Raw genomic sequence first — 17,764 nt, 5'->3', positions numbered from 1 at the left:
TTTTTTGAGTCAACTAAAAAGTTTATTGGTTATGAGAGGTTGTGCTAAAAATTTTCCTGAGACAGTTGCTCCTTGAGGGCTTTGTTACCTAATGCCGTTTCATCCCGGATCAGTTCTGGCAAGCTGACAGATTCAAAGTTGACATGCTGGTCGGCCACCATTCCGGTCAAATGTTCCAGCCGCTGTTTAAATATTTCCATCCGGATATCATCAAAAAGCGAATTGTTGTAGATGATCACCCAACTCAGGCCATTCGCTGTTTCCATCACTTCGATGGTGAGATCAAACTGACAGGGAACGTTTTCGCGGTATCTGGTATGGGTTTCCGGCGATGATGACCCGGCGGCTTCGCCGCTCTGTTTGTGATAGTCCACCAGCACGTTGAATACACCGGGATACGCAGGATCGTAATGGTAGCCGATCTTGTCTGCCAGCAATTCCATAGGATACCAGGAATACTCGCTGATAGTGAAGACATTTTCTTTCAGCTGATTGTATATATCCTTTAAAGCATCGTGGGTATTCAACCGCGTGATCACCGGCAGGTTATTGACATAAAAACCGATCTGGTCATTTAAATCGCTGTGTACTCTTGTGGAGAAAGAAGAGCCTATCATTATCCGGGAGGCCGCGGTGTACCTGTACAAAAGCGCCTTGACGATAAACAGAATAGTGGTGTACATACTACCCCTGAGTTCTTCTGTACGCTTTAAAAGGCCGGCTTTTATCATACTTCCGGAATGGAAGTACATAGCATTGCCCATATAGGTAAAGGCTTTGGGACGACTTTTTTCAAATGGCAGCTGCACCTGAGGGATGCCGTTCCTGAATTGCTCCTGCCAGTATTTCACTGGTCTTTCAGCCCTTTTACCCTGCAGTTCCGCCTCCTGCCAAACCGCATAGTCCTTGTAATGCACCGGCAACGGTTCCGTTACAGCAGCATTCCCCTCCCGGTAGTAGTGCATTATTTCCCGGTGAAGCACTTCCATGGAAGGCCCGTCACCAATGATATGATGCATATTAAAGAACAACACAGCGCTGCCCCCGGCTTTTCTGAAGAGGGTGATGCTGAACAAAGGCCCGTTTTCGAGATCAAAAGCTGCCGTTCTGTCTTCATCCATATATTGCTTTAATGCCGCTTCACTTGTTGTTTCTTTATAAGAGACGGGCAATGTAAACTGCTCCATCGGTATTATCCGCTGCCGTACTTCTCCCGTTTCGTTTCTTTTATATACCGTCCGCAACATTTCATGGCGCGCGGTGACCGCCGCTACTGCGTTTTTAAACCGGTCGTAATCAATATCGGCAGCTATTTCCAGCTGGTAGGATACATTTAATGCCACGGAAGCGTTTTTTACCTGACTGGCTATCCACAGCTTTCTCTGTTCGTAAGAAAGCGGATAATCCGCCATGGCCACCGCAGGATGAATAACGGTGTGCGTTTCCTGCTGCGCTTCCCGCATAACGCCGGCAAGTTCTTTTATGGTAGGGTTATTAAATACATCCCGTATGCCCGGTTTAACTCCAAACTCTTTATGGATCTGCGCAATCAGGCTGATCACCTTTAAACTGTGGCCCCCCAGCGCAAAGAAGTCATCATGGCGGCCCACCCGCTTTCTGCCTAACAACGTTTCCCATATGGCGGCTAAACGTTGTTCTGCAGCATCCAGCGGTGCTACGTATTCAGTCCCGGTTTCCAGGTTACCTTCAGCCGGATCAGGCAGTTGTTTTTTGTTCACCTTTCCATTGGACATCAACGGCAGCGCTTCCAGCTGCACATAATAGGAAGGGATCATGTAATCAGGCAGCAAGGCTTTTAGTTGTTTCCTCAAATCGGAACCATTCATTGCCGCTTTAGCAGTGAAGTAAGCCACGATCACTTTTTCTTCTCCATACAGTTTCGGCAACACTACCGCGTTTTTGACATCTTTTACCGACAGCAGCGCGTTTTCTACTTCACCCAGACTGATCCTGTAGCCGCGTATTTTTATCTGGTCATCTTTTCTGCCCAACACTTCAAGGTTCCCGTTGGGCAGCCACCTGCCAAGATCGCCGGTCTTATACAACCGCTCGCCCGTTTTAAACGGATGATCCACAAACTTCTCCCGGGTTAGTTCTTCCTGATGCAGATATCCTCTGGAAACGCCCACCCCGGAGGTACAGAGTTCCCCGACAACACCTCTGGCACACAGGTTCATATCTTCGTCCAGTATGTACATTTGCGTATTGCAAATGGGCGTACCAATGAGGATTTTTTCATCTTCCAGCCTCCCCTGCATGGTGTAAGACGTGGTCACGTCTGAACATTCAGTCTGTCCATAAGTATTAATGATCCTGATATCCGGGTTGATATCAAAAAACTTATTCACATAGGAAGGCGTCAACGGCTCTCCCGTCAGGATCAATGTTTCGATATGACTCAGTTTATGCTCCTGCCCCAGACTGAATACCATGTTCAGCTGGGAAGGGATCACTTCCAGCATAGACACCCCATGTTTAACTGTGGTATCCAGCAGGGCAGCGATGTCCTGCAGTTCTTCCATGGGCGTCAGTACCAGCGTACCGCCAGTGCTGAGAGGCGCCCAGAATTGCCAGATCCCGCCGACAAAATTCATCTTCGATGCATGGCAGATCACGGATGTTTCATTCAGTGCCAGCGACTGCACTTTATCATTGACATGATTGACCACGCCTGCATTTTCCAGCATACAGCCTTTGGGAACGCCGGTTGAGCCGGAGGTATAAATAATATAGATCAAATCCTGCAACCTGTAGTCGAGATAGAGATTTTCCGTTTTATACAGGTTGCTGTGCCGGTCAAAGACCATTACCTCTTTCTCAGTAATGATCATTTTAGCATTGGCTGCGATATATTTCTTTTGCTGTTCCGGTGCAGCTACGTCAATGGGAGCGCTGCAGGCACGGGCTTTCAGCACCCCTATCAGTATGGCAACAAACATAGCCGAGCGTTCCAGCTGAATCCCGACAATGTCGCCGGGGACTATATCATACTCGTTGATCAGAAACCAGGAGAACCGGTTACTGAGCTCATTCAGTTGCCTGTAGGTTAGTCGCTGATCCTGAAAGATCACCGCGAAATTGTCCGGCGTACTGATTACCTGTTTCTCAAACTTTTCAATAAGCGTTTTGCCATCAGAGAAATCGACATCCGTGTTATTAAGCGATTCCAGCAGTTCTTTGCGCTCGCCGGCTGTTAAATACTCCAGTTCTATCACCGGCTGATCGGTGCATTCAGCAAAGGCCGCTATCAAACGGTGAAAATGACTAACCACACGCTTGATATCATTTTCATCATACAGCGCTTTATTATAGTTCAATGCCACCGAAATGAAATGATCAGCAGGCGCCATGGAAATACCAAAATCGAAGTTGGTCCGCTCAAAAACGCTGACACTGTCACTTTGGATCTGATAAGCCGACAGGGTTTGATGGATATCGTTTTCTACAATTTCTTTTACCGGATAGTTCTCAAATACCAGCACATGATGTAGCAGGTTCTTTCCCAGCGCGCTCTGTTCCTGTATATCCACAATATTCAGGTAATGATGCTGGCTTCCTGCGATACCTTCCTCCTGTACGCGCAACAGTATATCCTTCGGCGTGTCTTTACGGCTATATTGGATCCTGACAGGGATGGTATTGATAAACAGCCCGACCATCTGTTCCGTTCCTGCCAGTTCAGGCGGCCTTCCCGACACCACAGCCCCGAATACAACAGCTTTTGTATTGTTGTATCTGGACAGCAGCATGCCCCACACTGCCTGCATAAAAGTATTTTGCGTGACGTTCAGCGATTTGGTGAGATCGTTGATTTTACCAAAGAGCTCCCCATCTATCATAAATCTTTCTTTACCGTATATGTCGGTAGCTTTTTGTTGTTTTTTAAATGGAATTTCCGCCCTGCTGTTATAGTCCGTTAAATAGTTGTTCCAGTAAGCAAGGGAATCATCGGGGTTGAAGTTGTTGATCCACTCCACATACCGGCTGTAGGGCGCTACATCCGGGAAAGACAGCGTTACGCCCTGTTCTTCTGCTGTCAGGAACTTACAAAAATCTTTGTACAGGATGCTCATACACCATCCGTCCATGATGATATGGTGGAAACTCCATAAGAAACCGTAAGTATCCGCGTCAAACGCAATCACCCGGAGCCTGATGGGATATGGCGTATCCAGTGCAAATCCTTTCCGTATATCTGCCTGCCGGATGTCCTCTATCACCTGATCTTCATCCGCGGCCCGCAGGAAAGCAATATCCCCCTCCGTGATAGTATGCACTTCCTGAATCAATTCTCCTGCATCGGATGTATCGAAGCGGGTCCTCAATACCGCATGTCTCTGAATGAGTTTATTAAACGCCCGTTCAATATTGTCCCGGTTAAAGTTGGTAACATGGGCTTTATAGAAAAACTGCTCAAAATAAGTAGCGGAATCAGGTGCGGCCAGCCAGTGATAGTACATTCCCTTTTGCAGTGGTGAAAGCTGGTAAACATCCTCCAGCGTTCCCGCCTCATTTCGGCCATGCAGCTCTTCTATGGAAAGACCTTTATAGGTAAGGTCCGATGGCGTTAAAATCCGTTGGTGGTTGTTTTCGAGGGTGGTTATCAAAGCTGACAGCTGTTCCTTATAATTTGCGGCTAATGCTTCGATCACGGGAACATCGAAAAGCGCGGCATTATATTTTATGTTAGCAGTAAACACGCCGTCTACGGTAATCCCTGAAACCTGCAGCAGGCTGTCGTCTTCATTAACTGTAGCCGAGCTTGCCCCGAAATAGTCCGCTGAAAATTCAAACACCGCGTCCGCCTTCGCCCCTATGTTCCTGGCGCCAAAATCACCGAGGTAGTTAAAGACAATTTGTGTCGGGGCTTCAGGCAGTCCTTGTCCGGAAAGGTACTTCAGCATACCATAACCGATGCCCTTATTGGGGATGGTTCGCAGGTTCTCTTTTACCAGCACGAGATCTTTCTCCAAAGATCCCCCGGCAGTTTCCAGTATGACCGGGTATACCGACGTAAACCAGCCGACTGTGCGGCTTACATCCACCTCATTTTTAAGGTCTTCCCTGCCGTGCCCTTCCAATTGTACAGACACCTTTCTGACGGCCAGGGTCTGGCCCAATGCCCTTACCAGTGCTGTCAACAACAGGTCGTTTATATCGGTATTATAAGTATGATGAAGTCGGGTGAGTAATTTTTTAGTCTGTTCTTTCTCCAGAGAAAAGCCGGCTGTCCTGTCCAGTTTATGTTGCTCTCCAGCGTTCTCCCTGACGGGCAAACCGTGATGAGCCCCTTGTTGAATGATATTTTCCCAGTAAGCCCTTTCCTTTTCCCACCGCTGCTCTTTTTCCACTACTGTTTTTAAAGAGGATGCCCACGTCTTATAGGAGCTGGTTTTTCGCGGCAGGGCCAACGGATGGCCGTTCTGAATTTGTTGATACAGCACGTTCAGGTCTTCCAGCATGATCCTCCAGGAAACGCCGTCCACAACCAGATGGTGGGCTATCAACGCCAGGCGGTCGCCGCTTTTTAGCCTGAAATGAACGACTTTGAACAAATTGCCATCCCTGATATCAAATCCGGATTGAATTTGCTGCCCGATTTCACCCATCGCGGCGATGTCGTTTTCTTCCTGTCCCAGATCAAAAAAGGTGTATACATCCTGTATGTCCGCATTGTTGAACTGTTCCCAGTCGCTGCCGTTCAGCGAAAACGACATCCTTAAGGCATCATGATGTTCCGCCAGTTTTGCCGCACAAGCTGCAACCCAGTCTGAACGCAGTGACTGGCTGCTTTGCAGCACCACTGACTGGTTGAAATGATGTTTGTTTTTAAAATGACTTCCGTGCAGGAAATAATGTTGTATAGGCGTCAGCGTTACTTCGCCTGTAACCAGCGACTGATCGATTTCTATGGTCGTGGTTTTTAACAGTCTGGCCAGGTTCCTCAAAACCGGATTTTGCAGTATCTGGCTGGCTTTGACCTGATAGTTTTGTTCCCGCAGCCGGGATATTACCTGTATGGATTTAATGGAATCGCCGCCCAGATCATAAAAATTGTCCATTACGCCCACGGTGCTTTGTTTCAGCACGTCCTTCCATATGGCTATCAGCAGATGTTCTGCTGCTGTTTGTGGCGCGATGTATTCTTCCCTGATCAGGTCTGCTTCCCCTACGGGTGGCAATGCCTCTTTGTCCACTTTCCCGTTGGAGGTTAACGGCAGCGCTTTTACTTCCACATAATAACTGGGAAGCATATACGCCGGCAGATCAACTCTCAGCCGCTCTTTCAGCAGCGCCTTATCCAGCTGTTCATTGGCCGCAGGAACAATGTAGGCAACAATAGTATGGTCCTCCCCTATTTTTTTCACATCCACCACTGCCTGAATAATAAAGTCCTGCGACAGGAGCGCTGCTTCTATTTCTCCTGTTTCTATCCGGTGGCCGCGGACTTTGATTTGGTTATCCTTTCTGCCGATGAATTCAATGTTCCCATCGGGCAGCCACCTTCCCAGGTCGCCTGTTTTGTACAAGCGGGCATTGGCTTCGTATGGATGCGGGACGAATTTCTCTGCTGTTAAGGCCGGCGCGTTGAGATAACCACGGGACAAACCGTCGCCGCTCAGGCAGATCTGGCCCGGTACCCCGACAGGCACCAGCTTATTATTGGCATCCAGTACCAGACAGGTACTATTGGCGATCGGTACACCAATCGGAATGGTTTTGTTTACCGGCAATTTTATTTCGTAGTAGGTGGAGAACGTGGTATTCTCCGTAGGTCCGTATACGTTCATCAGTCGTACTGTCGGGTATCTTTCCTTAAACCGCCTCATATGTTCCTGCGATACCCGCTCGCCCCCCACCAGCACATATTTCAGCCTTTTCAGGGATTCCGGTGCAGCATCTGTCAACACATTAAAAAAAGCGGTGGTCACAAAAAAACTGTCTACCCTTTCTTTGGCGATGATCTCGCTCAGGCTTTGTACATTCAGCAGCCCGTCTTTTGTACAGATGACTACTGCTCCGCCATTCAACAGCGGCATAAACACATCGAAGGTGGAACCATCGAACGAAAAATTGGACAGCCCCAATACCCTGTCGCCTTCGCCTACATGGACATAGTTGGTGTTTTTTACCAGCCGGACAATGTTTATGTGCGATATCATCACGCCTTTGGGGCGGCCGGTAGAACCGGATGTATACATGACGTATGCCAGCTGGTCCGGGGTGATTGTCACGACCGGCCGACTCTCCGGCAAACCTTCCGCCCGTTCAAACCCGCTGAGCAGCACTTCGGTGATGGAGACTTTACAGTGGCTGTCTTCCTCCATATAGGCGATACGGCCGGCAGGATACCCCGGATCTATTGGTACATAGGCCGCTCCGGCCTTTAGTATTCCCAGTATAGCGATGATCATCCATTCGCTCCGCTCCAGCCGGATGCTTATCAGGTCTTCCCGTTCAACGTGATAATGCGTTATCAGATAATGCGCCAGCCGGTTGGACCGTACCTCCAGCTCCCGGTAAGTCAGTTCCCGCCCTTCAAAGACCACGGCGGTACTATCCGGGCATATGGCTGCCTGTTCTGCAAACAGGTCGGCCACCGTCTTCTCCCTCGGGTAGTCAATTTTGGTGGGATTGAAGCGATACAACAGCTCATCTTTTTCCGATGCCTGCAAATATTCCACGGCACCTAAAAGCACATCGGGGTTTTCCATCAGGGCAGCTACCAGGCGCTTGTAGTGGACTATCAACCGCTCTATCATCTCCCGGTCATATACATCCGTGTTATAGTTGACAGAGAACAGTAATGCATCGCCCGTTTCCTGAAAGGCGACCTGCAGGTCAAATTTGGCCACCGCAGGACCATGGTCTTTCACCTGATGCAGGTTATCTTCCGCCACCGCTGTATCGTTCCTGTTTTCGCCGGCATTTTGCAACACCAGCATTACATCGAACAATACGCTGCGGCTGGTATCATATTTTAAACCCAGATCGTCCACCAGCCGGTCAAAAGGATACTGCTGATGTTCATAGGCTTCCAGTGTATTTTCTTTTATCCGTTCAAAGAAAGCATCAAAACTTTCATGGGGAACCACGCTGTTGCGTAAGGCCAGCGTGTTGATATAAAAACCAATCTGATCTTCCAGATCGGAATGTTCACGTCCGGCTACTGGCGTTCCGGTGATAATATCTTCCAGCGAGGTATACCGGTGACACAGCACATTCCACACTGCCAGCAAGCCCATGAACAGGCTGCCGCCATGTTCCCGGCAGTAGTTGTTCAATGCGCCGGTAAGGGAGGGTGAAATATACGTCGACAAACGGCGACCATTATACGTTTTTATGATCGGGCGGGACGTATAAGCCGGCAAATCCAATACCGGCAGTTCCCCGGAAAGTATGTTCTGCCAGAAAGCCCGGTCATCTGCATACCGCGCCGTTTCCAACTGGCGTAACTGCCACGCCGCATAGTCCCTGTACTGAATGGGAAGTGCCGGCAGGCCGGGCGCAACGCCGGATTTAAATGCTTCGTAATATCCCATCACATCGCGTTCCAGTATTTTCATAGACCAGCCATCGCTGATGATATGATGCAGATTGTAATAAAAGATATAGCGGTCATCGGACACCTGTAATAAAGCTGCCCGCAGCAAAGGACCCTGCTCCAGATCAAAGGGCCGGTAAGCATCTGCGGCGATATAAGCCCGTGCCTTATCTTCTTCTCCCCGGAAATCTTCATAACCGATTTCAAAACCCGGTATTTCGCGGTCCGCCACCTGCTGACGGATCTCCCCGGAAGCATCCATCACAAATACCGTCCGTAATATCTCATGGCGATCGATCACCGCTTCGACGGCCCGCTGAAACAACGTCGTGTCATACATTCCGTTTAATACGACATGACCCGGCATATTATACGACACCAATGCTTCCTCATACTGGCTCAATATCCACAACCTGCTCTGTGCAGGGGAAATAGCATAGTGGTCCGCCTCCGGCACCCGGTCTATAGCGTTGAAAGCGCTGCCCGTTCCGGAAGTGATCAATAGCGCCTGTTCTCTGAGCGTGGGATTGGAGAAGATATGCTTCAGCTCCAACAGCACGTTGAATTGTTTGTGTATCAGCCCTATCAGGCGGATGGCTTTCAGGCTATGCCCGCCCAGCTTAAAGAAGTTGTCTGTCAGACTTATGCGGGAGGTATTCAGCAGTTCTTCCCAGATGCCTGCCAACCCGATTTCTGTTTTCGTTTCCGGAGGAAGTATTTCCTGTTCCTCTCCGTCCGTCAGGCCTATCGGGGATGGTAATCTGCGCTGGTCTACTTTACCATTGGCATTGATTGGCATATCTTCCAGCCTCACCCAGAAAGCCGGCACCATATATTCCGGCACCCGGCTGGCCAGATAGGCGCGGACAACGTCTATACTGCCGTGTTCTTTTGTAACAACATAGGCAGCTATCGCTTTGTCGCCGTCCGGGAGGTTTACCACCACCACCGCGCTGATGACCACATCAGGATGGCTTTCGATATGTTTCTTTATTTCATCCAGTTCAATCCGGTAGCCCCTGATCTTCACCTGATCATCGGCCCTGCCCAGATATTCCAGTTCCCCGGAAGGTAAGAACCTGGCCAGGTCGCCACTCCGATACATCACACCGTTATCATCAAAGGGACAGGCTACAAACCGCTCTGCGGAGAGCTCCGGGCGATTGATATAACCTCTTGCCACCCCTGTTCCGGAAATATACATCTCCCCCTGCCTACCAAACGGCAACAGGTTTTTATCCTTATCCAGCACATACACATTGGCAAACAACAGCGGTATGCCAACGTTATTCAGGGATTGCTGAACAGCAGTTTCTGTCAGCAATTTAAAGGTCACGTGTACGGTGGTTTCTGTAATACCGTACATATTGACCAGCTTCACGCCGGGGTGTGCCTTGTACCAGACCTCCAGCTTCTCCGCGTGCAGGGATTCCCCACCAAACACGATATATCGTAAGGAATCAACATCTTCCCCCAATGCAATGAAATTATAAAAAGCAGAAGGCGTTTGACTGAAGACAGTCACCTGATGTTGCCGCATCAGTTTAATGAACAACTGATGGTTTTTGACCTGTTCATGGTTTAAGACCAGTAGCTTCCCACCTGTTAACAGCGCACCGAAAATCTCCCAGACGGAAAAATCAAAGCAATAGGAATGGAACAGGCTCCAGGTATCATTTTCCGTAAAATCAAATTTCAGCAGACTGGAATCCAGCAGGGAAATCACATTACCATGAACGATCATCACCCCTTTGGGTTTTCCGGTAGAACCTGAGGTATAGATGATATACGCCAGGTTGTTCCTGCCAATCGTAACAGGGGGTGCTTCCGGAGAAGCAACTGCAATAGCCTCCCGGTGCTCCGCCAGAAATACTTCATCGATCACTGCTTTACACGCGGCATCTTCCAGTATAAACGTTTTCCTTTCCTCCGGGTACGAAGGGTCTATCGGTACATATACTGCAGCAAGTTTTAATACGGCCAGTATGGCCACAATCAGTTGTTCTGTTTTAGGGAGAATAATGGCGATGCCATCTTCCGGATGAATCGTGTACCGTTCCCTGAGATAGTTGGCCAGTTGACCGGAACGTACGTCCAGTTCCCGGTATGTCAGCGTAGTATCCATAAAAGCTACCGCCGGGCTATCCCCACTTTTCTTTACCTGTTCATTAAACCGGCTGATGATGGAATCATTTTCATTCAACACAAGCGTCTCCGTTTGCCGGAAAGCAGATACTTTGATGTTGGAAGATACCAGCGGCACATCCTTCAGCAACGTATCAGGGCTGGTCAACAGCGTTACCATTAACCTGTTCATCAGATCAACGATCGCATCAACCGTATAATCGTTAAAATAAAGTTCGTTGTAAGTTAAAAACAGCTGATAATCCTGATCATTCTCCCTGATCAGCAAATTAAAGTCGTATTTGCCCAATCCCTCGTTGTTCGCGCCTATAGACGTTACATGTTCATTTTTCAGGCTGTCAGTCTCAAAATTATAAGCCACATCAAACAATGCCGTTCTGCTCATATCCTTCTGGGGATTGAGGTCCAGCACCAGCTTATCGAAAGGCATGGTCTTAAATGCTGCTGTTTCGCTCCACTCCCTGCCTACGCTTTTTAAGTTTTCCATCAGGGAATGATCCGTATCGATCAGCGTGCGCAACACCACCCAGTTATCCAGCGGCCCTGTCAGCCCTTCTATTCCGACAGGTCTTACATCCATCATACTGCCGATAACGATATCTGACAACCCGGTTAGCCTGGACAGCGCCATTTTATATACCGCCAGAAAAAGCTGCCGCGCAGGTATGCCCTGACGGGCACAAAAATCCACTATGGCAGGCTTTTCTATGTTCCGGGAGACAGTGCAGGAACGATAAATATGTATTTGCTCCCTGGGATGATCTGTTACAAAATAAAGGACCTGTAAATTCCGTAGCTTATTCTTCCAGTAAAACAACAAAGGTTCCAGATCATCTTTGGTGAGGCTATTCTGCCAATCCGAGAACTTATCATAGGTAACCGGAAGCGCTTCCGGCGCCTTTCCGGACAGCAGTTGTACAAATACATCCCTGAGCACTGGCAAACTGGTCCTGTCGATAATGATATGATGAATCACGAAACAACAAATAACAGCTTCTTCTTTAAGCTCATAATAGCATCTAAACAATAATTCTTTTTCGAATTCAAAAGGTCGCTGCCGCAGGCGTTCCAGATTAGCAGCAAGGTCTTCTTCCGGTTTCACTATATCCGCGATATTGATTTCAGCTGTATCTTTTATATCCTGCCAGATGGTATTTTCCTCGTTAATCAGTATTGTTCTCAACACAGGATGGATGTCTGCCAATGCCTTCACAGCATCACTGATGGCTGCCGCTGAGAAATTCCCGTCCATCTTAAATCCAAGCGCCATATTGTGATAAACAGGACCTCCTTTGTACAGGTTATCTTTCTCAAAATGATCTATAAACCACAAGCGCTGCTGATGATATGAACTTAAGCACCTCATGCTAATCTTTATTTACGGGTAAAATGGTATTTGAAAATGATCAGAATCGAAACGTAGGGATCGTTTCTTTGTCAATCAGGCTGATGGAGCTGACTTTGCTGTCGCCGTCCTGTAAAATGTGCCGGATGCACCTGCAAAAACGGTCGTACAGCTTTTCGATTTCCTTATGTTTAAAGATGTTTACCTGATATTCTATCCGGATAGATATTTGGGATTTTCGGTTGGACACGTAAAAACAAACAGGGAATTTGCTCATTTTAATTTCCCGGTCACGGTAAACAAAATCCAGCCCTTCCACCTTTTTCCCTTCTTCTTCCTGGTTGATAAAATTCAGATAGAGATCGATCCGGTCGATGAGGTTAAAGCGCCGTGCCTGTTCAAACTCATCGATAATAGTATCGAAAGGATAAAATGAATAGTCCATCCATTTGCCCTGATGGCCGGCAGTATCTTTTACTACATCTTCCACATGATCCTGCGGATTAACCCGGACTCTTAAAGGCACCAGATTCAGGTATAGTCCCACCTGCCCGATCAGGTCGGGATGATTCCTCAAACTAACCGGTGTACCGATAACCACATCCGTCTGACCGCTCATTTTATTAATCAACATACCCAGTGCAGACACCAGCACGGTCATCAGATTCCGGTTCGTATTGGCACAATACTTCCGGATATCCGATACCAGCTCGTCGCTGAAGGGTTGGCTATAATAGGCGCCGGTATAATCCACCGAACCGGAATGATCGTACCATTTGGGCTGTTGGTAAACATCTTCCAGATGTTTCTTCCAGAAGCTCCGCTCCGCCTGGAATTTATTATCGGCTATTTTACGTCTGATCCAATGTGTATAGTCCTTATACTGGACTTTAATTTCATTTAACGTCACCGGTATTTTGCTGCGATAGCCTTCATACAGTTGCATCACTTCATTCATGATAACCTGATTGGAGGTCTGGTCACCGATAATGTGGTGCATAACAGTGGCGAGGATAAAACTGTCTTCAGATGTCCGTATTAAAGCAACACGGAACAACGGTGCATTGGATAAATTGAAAGCAAACTGGCTGAATGATTTCAAATAGAACTTAATCTCCGACTCTGTCAGGTATCTTCCGCCAAATACGTATTCAAATGCGGCATCTATGTTCACCTCATCGGTTATTACCTGTACCACCTCGCCTTCACTGTTGGTAGCAAAACTGGTGCGCAGCGCTTCATGTCGGCGAACGATATCGCGTAATACCTGTCTGAACAGATCCACGTTAAATTCGCCGTACACATCGTAGGCGTGCGACATATTATGCGCTACCGATTCGGCCTCCGACTGCGCGGTGGCCCATATCCTTAATTGTTCATTTGAAACGCCGTAGGTATTACCCTCCTGTGAAACAGGCAGGATCCTGTCTTCGTCTTTTGCCTCCCGCTGATCCAACAATGAAGACAGCAGGTTGGCCTGCGCCCGTATAGTGGGATGCGCAAACAGGTCTTCAAATGTTACATTGAAGCCAAACGTCAGCCGGATCTTTGAAATCAGCAGAATTTGCTTAATACTGGTGCCACCCAACGCCAGAAAGTTGTCTTCAGCGCCAATGTTTTTATTGCCCAGCACACCCGCCCATAGTGCTGCCAGTTTCTTTTCCATGTCATTCTGAAAACCAGCGTCCCCTTTCTCTGCTGTCAATCTTGCTGCGATGCTGTTCCGCAGATAATCCGCATCTATCTTGCCATTGGCATTGACAGGGAATTTCTCCACGTGCGCAAAAAAGGAAGGGATTTCATATCCGGACAAAAATTTGCCGCAATGCACCCTGAGCAGTTCGTCCATAGGTTCGGGAGATGTATAGAAACAGACCAATGTTGAATCCACGTCCGTATCCGGCTGGTAGAGCAGACATTTCACTGCCCGGATATTTTCCAGCGACAGCATAGTGCGCTCGATGTAGCTCATGTCTATCCTGACGCCATTCAGTTTTACCACATCATCTTGTCTCCCTAAAATCACAATGTTCCGGTCGGCATCATATTTACCGTAATCACCGGTTTTATAAATGATATCTTCTTTTGTTGTCAGCGGGTTCTGCACAAACCGCTGTGCGGTTTGCTCCGGATTGTTAAAGTAACCTTTTGTGGTAAAAGGCGTTTTAATGTACACGCTTCCTTCTTCGTTTATGCGGCACAGTTCATTGCCGTCATTCAGCACCAGTATGGCGGTGTTGGAGATAGGCTTCCCTACACAGAACACCTCAGCCGCTGTCTCTGGCAGCGTATCTTCGATCACATAAAAGGTGCTCAAATTGGTGGTTTCGGTCGTGCCGTACAAATTGATCAGCGTGGTATTCAACCCGTATTTATTCCGCCAGTTGACCACATCTTTCTGAAATAGCTTTTCACCTGCCAGGAATATATATTTCAGATGCGGCAAATGAGGAGTATCAGCAAATGAGTCCGGATTGATTTTTAATGCCAGCAATCTGAATAAAGTAGGCACGATATGAAGCACGCTTATTTCGTTTGTACTTACCCATTGCTGTAATCTTACAATATCTTCCTTTGTCTCCCTTTTGGGGACCAGCAACGTTGCACCGGTGGAAAAAGCCACAAAGATATCGTGCATGGAAGCGTCGAAGGAGAAAGAAGCGGTGAGCCCTATCCTGTCTTTTTCAGTGATGTCAAACTCTCCGAATACCCAGTGGATAAAATGGCTCAGGCTCTTATGTTTCCCTAAAACGGCTTTCGGTTTTCCGGTGGAACCGGATGTAAAGAAAATGTAGTTTGAATCATCACCATCCAGTTCAACGACAGGATTTTCTGTGGATAAAACAACGTCATCACTCACCGGTTTATATTCTCCGGAACGGTATTCCAGCAAGGTATAAGATAATTGTCCGTTTGCATCTGTGGAGGCAACAATCACTTCCGGTATCACATATTCAAACAGGGCATTGTACTTATCCAGCAATCCCCTGTTCTCTTCAGAAAGGATAATGGCCTTTGGCTGCATGTTTTCATACAATTCCTGCCAGTGGTTCTGCTGATATTTTTTGTCCAGCGGCAGGTAGATGGCGCCGGATTTAAACAGAGCCAGCAGCGAAACCAACTGCAGCAACGGATCTTCCGGAAACACAGCTACGATGTCTCCCTTTTTAATATGGCGGGCGCTCAACAGGCTGGCCAGCCTGTTGGCATCAATATTTAATTCCTGATAGTTACGTGTATGGGTTTCCGTTTGTACAGCTATATTATCTCCTTTCAGAATAGCATTCCTTTCAAACAAGGTATGAATCAGTCGCTTATCCATTTAGATGTATTTTAAGCTTAATAATAGACGCGTTATACGCGGTTAGACAGACTTTATAGCTATATGAGGTAACTACAATAAAAACTAACGGGGCGGGGCAAGGCGGATCAGGACATGGAAACGAGTACCAGCCGTTCTCCTGTAAAAGGGCTCCTGCCATGGCAGGCGATCTCGTTATCGATGATCATAAATTCGTTTTCATCCCATTTAGGGGCTAAAGTCACACCGGCGATGATGGCCTTGATTTCTTTGATCACCTCCACGTCAATGTCGGTACCGTCGCCATACTGCACATACATCGGGTAGTCCAGTGGAGAAGCATACATGGATTTGATCACTTCGTATATTTCGTCGCCCAGATGACAGGGATGGAAATGTTCTATCTGATTGAACCAGACCATTTCTTTGGTTTTTCTGTGGAGATTCACGCCCTCTCTTAATTGTACGATTTTGAGAGAATTATCATTTTCCCAGCGATAGTCGATCTGCGAAGCTTTGAGGTATTCTTCCACCAATTTTTTATCGTCCGTTTCATAGGTTTCCTGCCAGGATTTGCCGAAGAAACCATTGCCGCCGTGCAGGTTCCGGATGTAGCGGATTTTTTTGTTCTTCACGGCTTCCACCACACCGGGGTTCATGATCCGGAGAATTTCCCGGCTGTCTGCCAGTAAGGTTTCGCCGCCGGTTTCCGCCACCCTGATACAGCTCATATAGAGCTTTTCCGGCCAGCTGGCAGAATAGGACATTTCGTTGTGCATCGTGATTTCCTGTGTCTGATCATATTCTGTTGAAGTATAAACATGCTCAGACAGCTTTTTCCTCGGGGAGTTCCCATTTACATAATTCAGGAATTGCGTGGAAATAGCGTTGACAATATGCTGAAAGTCATTCGCCGATTTGATAGCCACATTGCGGAACTTCACCGCGCCATGGCTGGTAAGCACGCTTTCAATATAAGCTTCATGCTCTTTATAATAGGAAATGAATTCATGAGGATGCTGCACATCCGGTTGAATGGTAAAAGGTAAATTCATTTTATTATTGTTTAGCGTTATATTAATTGTACAGATTGCACATTGGACTGGTCTTTCTGGAAATAGAAACTTTCCTTATTAAAGGCCGGCTCCAGATCATCCAGCCATATGGCGTTGGGGTTGTATTTGGCAAAGAAGGGTTCTTTCACCCAGGAAGCATTTCTTCCCTGAATAAACCGCAGGGTAAATACTTTCTCTCCCTCCAGTTCGTTGATGCCCAGCAGTTCTATTTTACCATAATCAGTGGACATGCTGGGGCCTTTTACCGTTCTTCCCAGTCCGCTTATATGCTGATAAGCTTTGTTATACACAGACAGCGCCTCTTCCAGCGGTACAGCAAAATAATCCCTCGCGCCGGTGTCTCTGGCAACGAACATGTAATAGGGTATGCAACCCAGTCTTACCTGCTCTTTCCACATGCGTCTCCAGATCTCCGACTTATTGTTAATGTGATTTAAAATGGGGGATTGTGTCCTGATTTGTACACCGGTACTTAAAATACGTTTGATAGCGCTTTGTACGGCAGGCGTCGACAACTCCACCGGGTGGCTGAAGTGAGCCATTAACGCCAGATGGTATCCGCTTTTAATAACCCGGTCGAATAAACGTAATGTATCATCAGCATCCTTGTCCGTCAGAAACTTGTAGGGCCAATAACCCAGCACTTTCGTTCCTATACGGATGGTTTCCAGTCCATGCCCGGGAGAGTCCAGTATGGGGGCAATGTACGTTTCCAGCTTTTTGGCAGACATGGTCATGGGGTCGCCACCAGTGAAAAGCACATCAGATACTTCCGGATGCTCATGCAGGTATTTCACCAACATTTCCCCCTCCTGCATGGAAAACTTCAGGTCTTCCATGCCCACGAACTGGGACCAGCGGAAACAAAAAGTGCAATAGGCATGGCAGGTCTGACCGTTACTGGGGAAGAACAATAATGTTTCCTTATACTTATGTTGTATACCGTTTAAAGTCACATCATCCAGCGAAACCACATTCTTCTTTTGTCCGGAAGGATTGGGATTTAACTGATACCTGATATCACAGGCGATTTTATTCAGATCAGACTTACTGAGATTGGCGGAAAGCGCCTTGTCCATGGTATGATAGAAGTCATCTGCCAACATTCCCCGTTGCGGAAATGTCAACTGAAAAATCGGGTCATCGGGTATATTGCTCCAATCAATCAGTTCTTCAATCACGTAATTACTGACCTTAAAGGGCAGCACATTACCAATTACCTCAATAGATCTCATCTGATCTTCAGAAAGATAGTTTTTCACCTGTTCCACCTTTCTGAAATTCTGCAGGGTAATACTTTGATAGCTATATGCGCTTCTTGTTGTAATCAT

4 protein-coding genes are annotated in these 17,764 nt (G+C 47.4%); all 4 read right to left on the bottom strand.

The features are described from left to right. Positions 1-44 precede the first annotated feature (44 nt). The 4 genes from KD145_RS00500 to KD145_RS00485 all read right to left on the bottom strand — a co-directional run bounded on the left by KD145_RS00500 (position 45) and on the right by KD145_RS00485 (position 17,764). Positions 45-12,077, bottom strand: a complete 12,033-nt coding sequence (locus tag KD145_RS00500) for a non-ribosomal peptide synthetase (protein ID WP_212003977.1) — start codon at positions 12,075-12,077, stop codon at positions 45-47. Between the two features lie 40 nt (positions 12,078-12,117). Further along, on the bottom strand, positions 12,118-15,378 hold the full coding sequence (locus tag KD145_RS00495; RefSeq protein WP_212003976.1) for a non-ribosomal peptide synthetase: 3,261 nt from the start codon (positions 15,376-15,378) through the stop codon (positions 12,118-12,120). Between the two features lie 107 nt (positions 15,379-15,485). After that, positions 15,486-16,412, bottom strand: coding sequence for a TauD/TfdA family dioxygenase (locus tag KD145_RS00490; RefSeq protein ID WP_212003975.1), 927 nt, complete (start codon positions 16,410-16,412; stop codon positions 15,486-15,488). A gap of 17 nt (positions 16,413-16,429) precedes the next feature. Then, a complete protein-coding gene (locus KD145_RS00485) occupies positions 16,430-17,764 on the bottom strand; it encodes a KamA family radical SAM protein (RefSeq protein ID WP_212003974.1) in 1,335 nt (444 codons plus the stop codon).

The sequence above is a fragment of the Chitinophaga sp. HK235 genome (assembly GCF_018255755.1).
Taxonomy (GTDB): domain Bacteria; phylum Bacteroidota; class Bacteroidia; order Chitinophagales; family Chitinophagaceae; genus Chitinophaga.
Note: the sequence above shows the minus strand (reverse complement) of the source record. Positions and strands in the feature narration are given on the sequence as shown.

Bases quoted from the DNA above. Each gene is read 5' to 3' on its own strand.
- KD145_RS00500 (WP_212003977.1), bottom strand. From the start codon at position 12,077: ATGAGGTGCTTAAGTTCATATCATCAGCAGCGCTTGTGGTTTATAGAT.
- KD145_RS00490 (WP_212003975.1), bottom strand. From the start codon at position 16,412: ATGAATTTACCTTTTACCATTCAACCGGATGTGCAGCATCCTCATGAA.
- KD145_RS00495 (WP_212003976.1), bottom strand. From the start codon at position 15,378: ATGGATAAGCGACTGATTCATACCTTGTTTGAAAGGAATGCTATTCTG.
- KD145_RS00485 (WP_212003974.1), bottom strand. From the start codon at position 17,764: ATGATTACAACAAGAAGCGCATATAGCTATCAAAGTATTACCCTGCAG.